Raw genomic sequence first — 5,363 nt, forward strand, 5'->3', positions numbered from 1 at the left:
CGCCTGCTCCGGCTGCGGCGAGTCGCCGTACCTGAAGCTGCTCAGCCAGCTGTTCGGCGACCGGATCCTGGTCGCGAGGAAAGCCGGGAACGGCCGTGTCCGCCATCTTCGGGGCAATTCCCGCGACCGCCCGGGCGCCGGTCGCCCGCGGGTAGCGTCCCTCGTCGCCCGCTCGTTCGCCGCCACCCGATGGTGAGGGACACCCACATCATGACGGATGTCCAGTCGACACCGACATATCTGCGCCGGTCGGGTTTCGCGCCGGATCCGGACCTTGCGCGTGCCCGGGAAGCGGGCGGGCCCTGGCCGGTGACGACCCCTTTCGGGCTGCATGCCGACCTGGTGACCCGGTATGCCGACGTCCGCCAGGTCCTCGGGAACACGGCGGGTTTCGGCAGCGCCGCCGGCGGCTTCCTGACCGCCGATCCCAACGCGCGGGGCCCGCACGGCGAACGGCTCGCCGACCTGCGCGCCGGCAACCTGCTCGTCCTCGACCCGCCCGACCACACCCGGCTGCGGCGCATGCTCACCCCGGAGTTCACCGGCCATCGGCTCAGCCGGCTGGAGGGACGCATCGCCGAGATCGTCGAGCAGGCCCTCGACGACGTCGAGCGGGCCGGGCGGCCCGTCGACCTGATCCGCCTGTTCGCCCTGCCGGTGCCGTCAATGGTGATCTGCGAGCTGCTCGGCGTGCCCTACGCCGACCGCGACCAGTTCCACGCCCGCACCGCCCGCCAGATCGACACCTCCCTGCCCGTGGCCGAGCGGCTCGACGTGCTGCGCGAGAACCGGGAGTACATGGGACACCTGGTGGCCCTCGCCCGGTCCGCGCCGGGCGAGGACACCCTCGGCATGCTCGTGCGCGAGCACGGCGACGAGCTGAGCACCGCCGAACTCGTCGGCCTCGCCAACCTGCTGCTGATCGCGGGGCACGAGACCACCGCGAACATGTTCGCCCTCGGCACGCTCGCGCTGCTGGCGCACCCCGAGCAGCTCGCCGCGGTCCGCGACGACCCGGCGCGAACCGTCCCGGCCGTCGAGGAACTGCTCCGATGGCTCTCGGTCGTGCACGCCGCCGTGCCGCGCACCGTGCGCGCCGACGCGATGGTCGGCGACCGCCCGGTCGCGGCGGGCGAGCATCTGCTGCTCTCGCTGTCCGCCGCGAACCGGGACCCGGCGTTCGTCGAGGACCCCGACCGGCTCGACATCACCCGCGGCGCCGTCGGGCACGTCGCGTTCGGCTTCGGCCGCCACCACTGCCTCGGCGCCCCGCTGGCCCGCCTCGAGCTGCGCATCGGCCTGCCCGCCCTGCTGCGCCGCCTGCCGGGGCTCGCCCTCGCCGTGCCCGCCGACCAGCTCGAGTTCCGCTCGCAGACGGTCGTCTACGGCCTGCGGGAGCTGCCGGTCACCTGGTAGGGCATCAGCCCGTGCAGGAGCCCTCCGGGTGCCCGAAGCCGGGCAGTGCCAGGTCGAAGTCGACGGTGGTGTCGCCGCGCACGTCGAGTCGGTCCAGCACGCACTGGCGACGGGTCGTGGTGTCGACGACGGTGATCCGGTGTGACCCGGCGTACAGCGGGGTGCTCGTCCAGCTTGGCGCGCCGGTGCCGGTGGAGGCAGCGAACGAGGAGAGGGGATAGCCGCTCGACGAGCGCGCCGATCCGCCGAACACGGTGATCGACACCCGCCCGGGCGCGGGCGGGCGGCCGCCGACCGTGAGCCGGCCGCCGAAGTGGGCGGTGCCCGGATCCGTCCGGGCCCGTAGCGGGATGCGGCCGACGTCCGCCGAGTACGTCCAGCCGTTGGCGTGCCGGGTGAAGCGGTCGACGTAGAAGCGGCTGTGGACGAACTCGGCGTCGCGGCCAGGCTCCGGGTAGAACTCGAACGACAGAGCGGCGGCCCGGGCCCCCCAGCCGGTGTTCACCGTCCCGCCGCGGACCAGGTCAGGCTGCGTGTCACCGAGGAAATAGCCGTGCGGAAAGACGAGCGCACCGCCGGCCGGAAAGCGCGTGAAAGTGGCATAGCTGCCCCGTTCCTGGCACGCGTTCACAAACGTGTCACCGGTCCGGGAACGCTGGTCGTAGTGCTGACAGGGCAGGTATGGCTGGGCGGTGGAGCCCAGGACGAGGTCGACACCGACCGCACCGCCGACCGGGGCCGGCCCGCCACCGCCGCCGACAAACCCCTCGAAGGGCACGGCCACGCCGTTTCCCCGCGACGGGGCAGCCGGATAGCCCACGGTGTCCGCGGCCCGCGCCGTCCCCGGCAGGGCCAGCGCGGCGGCCGCGGTCACGACCGTCACCGACCTCGTAAGCGTGGCGACGGCGGTGCGGCGGGGCCCGCGTCGGTGCACCCGTGGTGATGATCCTGCCGTTGTCCGCTCGCCGCTGTTCCAACGAACAGCCATGCCCGGTCCCCGTTCCCCCGACTGGTGCGGCCTGGGTTGGCCGCGGTATCAGACAACACAACGAGACACGGCCGCGGCCGCGTGTTTCCACTTCGGACATCGGATGGATTCCTGCTCATGGACCGGGGCGACGTCCGGGCGACCCGGCGGCCCGCTGTGTCGGGCGTCCCGATGGTCCGGGTCGCCTGACCGGCCGGCGGGAATGTGACCGGCGTGACGCAATTGTGGGTTCACCGGCCGCGCGGCTGTGACGGCGGTTACCGACCTGGCGTTTATGTGAGCGCCATCTCGTGGGCCAGCTCATATTCCCCGGCGAATCCGGTGTAGGTGCAGTCCAGATCACGTCGCGGGTCCGCATAGCTGCGCCTCTTCTGGTGCAGAATGGACTTCGAGGGGCAGACCTTCTCGACACACACATCAAGGAGATTCAGGTGCGTACTCAGATTGTTGCCGGCGCCTCCTTCCGGACCTCGTTTGCCGCCTACCGCGCCTACCGCGCCCAGCGTCGTGAGGTCGCCGCCCTGCTGGGCGACCCCGGCCTCTCGCCGGCCGCCCGCCAGGAGATCCAGACCGTCCTGATCCGGCAGCAGGACGACCTGGCCGCCTCGACGCTCGCCTCCGTCCAGCGCCGCCGGTCGATCCCGCGGCGTGTCGCGGCGCCCGCTGGCGCCCGCTGACCCAGCTGCACCCCAGGTCGGTGACCTGGAGCACCACCTGACACGGAGGTGCGGCCGGTGGAGCCCGATCACTGGCCGGCGCTCGACGCCGCCACCGTGGTCCCGAACCCCGGCACCTGTTCCCACCCTCTCCGGAGGCGTACGGCCAGCCCGCCTGGAACGCGCGGCGGTGCGGCTACGCCTCCGGGGGACGCGGGGCCGCGCTCTCGCTCTCGCCAGAGGCATCGCGCGGAGCACCCTGTCGCCGCCGCCAGCACATTTGTCCGGTGACGTCTTCCCGGCGGTGACTCCGGTACCGCTGGATCGTTTCTCCGGTCACATTGTTTCCGGTCCCGACGCCCAAACAGCTCGGTCGACCAGCGCGGATTCTGAGCGTGCTGCCCAGCTATGCGCACGGGATATCCCGCGGATGATGCCCGAACGGGCCGCAGGCCATGACACGGCTCGGCGACCTGAGCCGCGATCGCGTCGAGTTCTTCCTCCGCGAGTCCGCGGCGGCGGTGATGCGAGAGCACGATCCCTACCGCCGGCCGGGCCATCCCAGGCGACCCGCAGCCTTCGTGGGCGGCACTCCCACCGGCCGCCCGCCGTGCTCTCCGCCCGCCGTGCTCTCCGCCCGATACCGGTCCGCCCGTCCGCCGGCTCCCGTCGAGGGTCGTAACCGAACGTGTTCACCTCGTCGCCGGGTCGAGGTGGATGTCGTACGGTGACACGCCGGCGGCCACCGATATCGTTCGACGCAGGTTTCCGCGAGCTGTCGATTCTTTTGGCGGCGGCTGTCGTCGGCACTCGAAAGGGCGGCGGTCGACGGGAACGGGAATGGGCTCTCCGTATTCAGTGCTTATTCGGGGCGTCGGGCACCCGACGGTTAAGGCGGAGTTTGCGTTGCGTTGCCGGCAGACGGTGTGGGGTGACTCATATCGTTTAACGAATAGGTCCCCGTGGTCCGGATCGTGTCGGCGGGGCCGCGGAGTTCCCGTTGGCGAGCGGGCGGCCCTCTCGGCCGTCGTGTATGGCCACTGACCTGCAGAAATGCTGTTCTGGTCGAGCCGGCTGCCGACTCGGCTGCGGTGGTTGTGGGCGAACGACCCGTGACGCGGGTGCAATGCCAGTAGGGCGGCCAAGTGAAGCAGGTCATAGGTCTTGACGAGATTAGGGACTGAAGTCCACATCACGTCGAGGTTTGGCCGCAGAGTGCCGACCGGTGTGCACAATGGAGTCGGAGGATGACAGTGGCCCGTCTTCCCCTGCTATTAACCCGAGGAGTTTCCCATGCGCGTACAGAATTCCCTCGTGCCGTCGCTGCGGGAGAAGTTCGCCTCCCACCGCGCGGAGCGGGCGCGGCGCCGTGAGATCGCCGCGCTGCTCGTCGACCCCGGCCTCTCGCCGTCGGCCCGCCAAGAGATCACGACGATCCTCATCGTGCACGAGAACGCCCAGACCGTCCCGATCGCCGTTCCCGCCCAGCGGCGGCGCGCGACCGCCGGCTCTCCCGCGATCGCCCGCTGACGAGCCTGATGCCCTGACCTGGCGCCGGGCGGCGCGGCAGCGGCCCGTCATCCGCGGTCGCGACCGCTCGGTCAGGCACAGGGCGGCCCCAGGCCGAATCCCCACCGTCCGTCGGTACATTCGAACCGGCGGAAAGGGGCACGGTTGCGCAGCCATGGCTGGTCAGGGGACCCACCGGCGAGCGACGCCGAGGCCGTCCACCGGATCCTCGCGGCGGCGCGCGTCTGCCTCGACCGGGCTGGCGTCGGCGCGGGTATCAGTGACGTCGCTCGTGAACTGGGCGTCACCCGCCAGACGGTGTACCGGTACTTCCCTTCCGCGGGTCAGTTGTTCGCCGCCGCGGCGACCGCCGCCGCCGGCGGTTTCCTCGACCGCATCGAGCGGCATCTCGCGGAGCATTCCGGCACGCCCGCCGAGGTCGCGGTCGAAGGCGTCGCGTACCTGATCGAGACGATGCCGGCCGAACCCTACGTGGGGCTGCTGCTGTCCGCCGGGCGCGGCGCGTTCGCGCAGGGATACACCGCCCCGGCGACGCTCACACTCGGGCGGGACTTCATCGGCCGGTTTCCCGTCGACTGGGCGCGGGCCGGATTCCGCCCCGATGACCTCGACGAACTTGTCGAGCAGCTGCTGCGGACCGCGCAGTCGTTCGTCCTCGACGCCGGTGCGCCGCCGCGCACCGGCGTCGAGCTGCGCCGCTACCTCACCCGCTGGCTCGCCCCGTCGATCGCCGCGCAGGCCGTGGCCCCGTGCGGCGCGGTCGGGGCCCGCCG

General features: G+C 71.8%; 6 protein-coding genes. 5 read left to right on the forward strand and 1 reads right to left on the reverse strand.

Features of this window, described 5'->3' with window-relative positions; all coding sequences use genetic code 11:
• Both MXD58_RS18975 and MXD58_RS18980 read left to right on the forward strand, forming a co-directional pair.
• A partial coding sequence (locus MXD58_RS18975) for a hypothetical protein (RefSeq protein ID WP_250609658.1) occupies window positions 1-196 on the forward strand: 196 nt, incomplete at its 5' end.
• A 14-nt stretch (window positions 197-210) separates the two neighbouring features.
• Window positions 211-1,416: a cytochrome P450 gene (locus MXD58_RS18980; protein ID WP_248838993.1), complete on the forward strand. Its 1,206-nt coding sequence runs from the start codon at window positions 211-213 to the stop codon at window positions 1,414-1,416.
• Between the two features lie 4 nt (window positions 1,417-1,420).
• Here the strand turns inward: MXD58_RS18980 and MXD58_RS18985 are convergent, their stop codons facing one another.
• Entirely contained in the window at window positions 1,421-2,299 is an 879-nt protein-coding gene (locus MXD58_RS18985; RefSeq protein ID WP_248838992.1) for a hypothetical protein, read from the reverse strand.
• A 536-nt stretch (window positions 2,300-2,835) separates the two neighbouring features.
• Between MXD58_RS18985 and MXD58_RS18990 the strand changes: the two genes are divergently transcribed.
• From MXD58_RS18990 to MXD58_RS19000, 3 genes are all read left to right on the forward strand, one after another.
• On the forward strand, window positions 2,836-3,081 hold the full coding sequence (locus MXD58_RS18990; RefSeq protein ID WP_248838991.1) for a hypothetical protein: 246 nt from the start codon (window positions 2,836-2,838) through the stop codon (window positions 3,079-3,081).
• Between the two features lie 1,272 nt (window positions 3,082-4,353).
• Window positions 4,354-4,590, forward strand: coding sequence for a hypothetical protein (locus MXD58_RS18995; protein ID WP_248838990.1), 237 nt, complete (start codon window positions 4,354-4,356; stop codon window positions 4,588-4,590).
• Window positions 4,591-4,734: 144 nt separating this feature from the next.
• Window positions 4,735-5,363, forward strand: a 629-nt coding sequence (locus MXD58_RS19000; protein WP_250609659.1) for a TetR/AcrR family transcriptional regulator, incomplete at its 3' end; no start/stop codon positions are given.

The sequence above is a fragment of the Frankia sp. AgKG'84/4 genome (genome assembly GCF_023242965.2).
Lineage (GTDB): Bacteria > Actinomycetota > Actinomycetes > Frankiales > Frankiaceae > Frankia.

Bases quoted from the DNA above. Each gene is read 5' to 3' on its own strand.
- MXD58_RS18980 (WP_248838993.1), top strand. From the start codon at position 211: ATGACGGATGTCCAGTCGACACCGACATATCTGCGCCGGTCGGGTTTC.
- MXD58_RS18995 (WP_248838990.1), top strand. From the start codon at position 4,354: ATGCGCGTACAGAATTCCCTCGTGCCGTCGCTGCGGGAGAAGTTCGCC.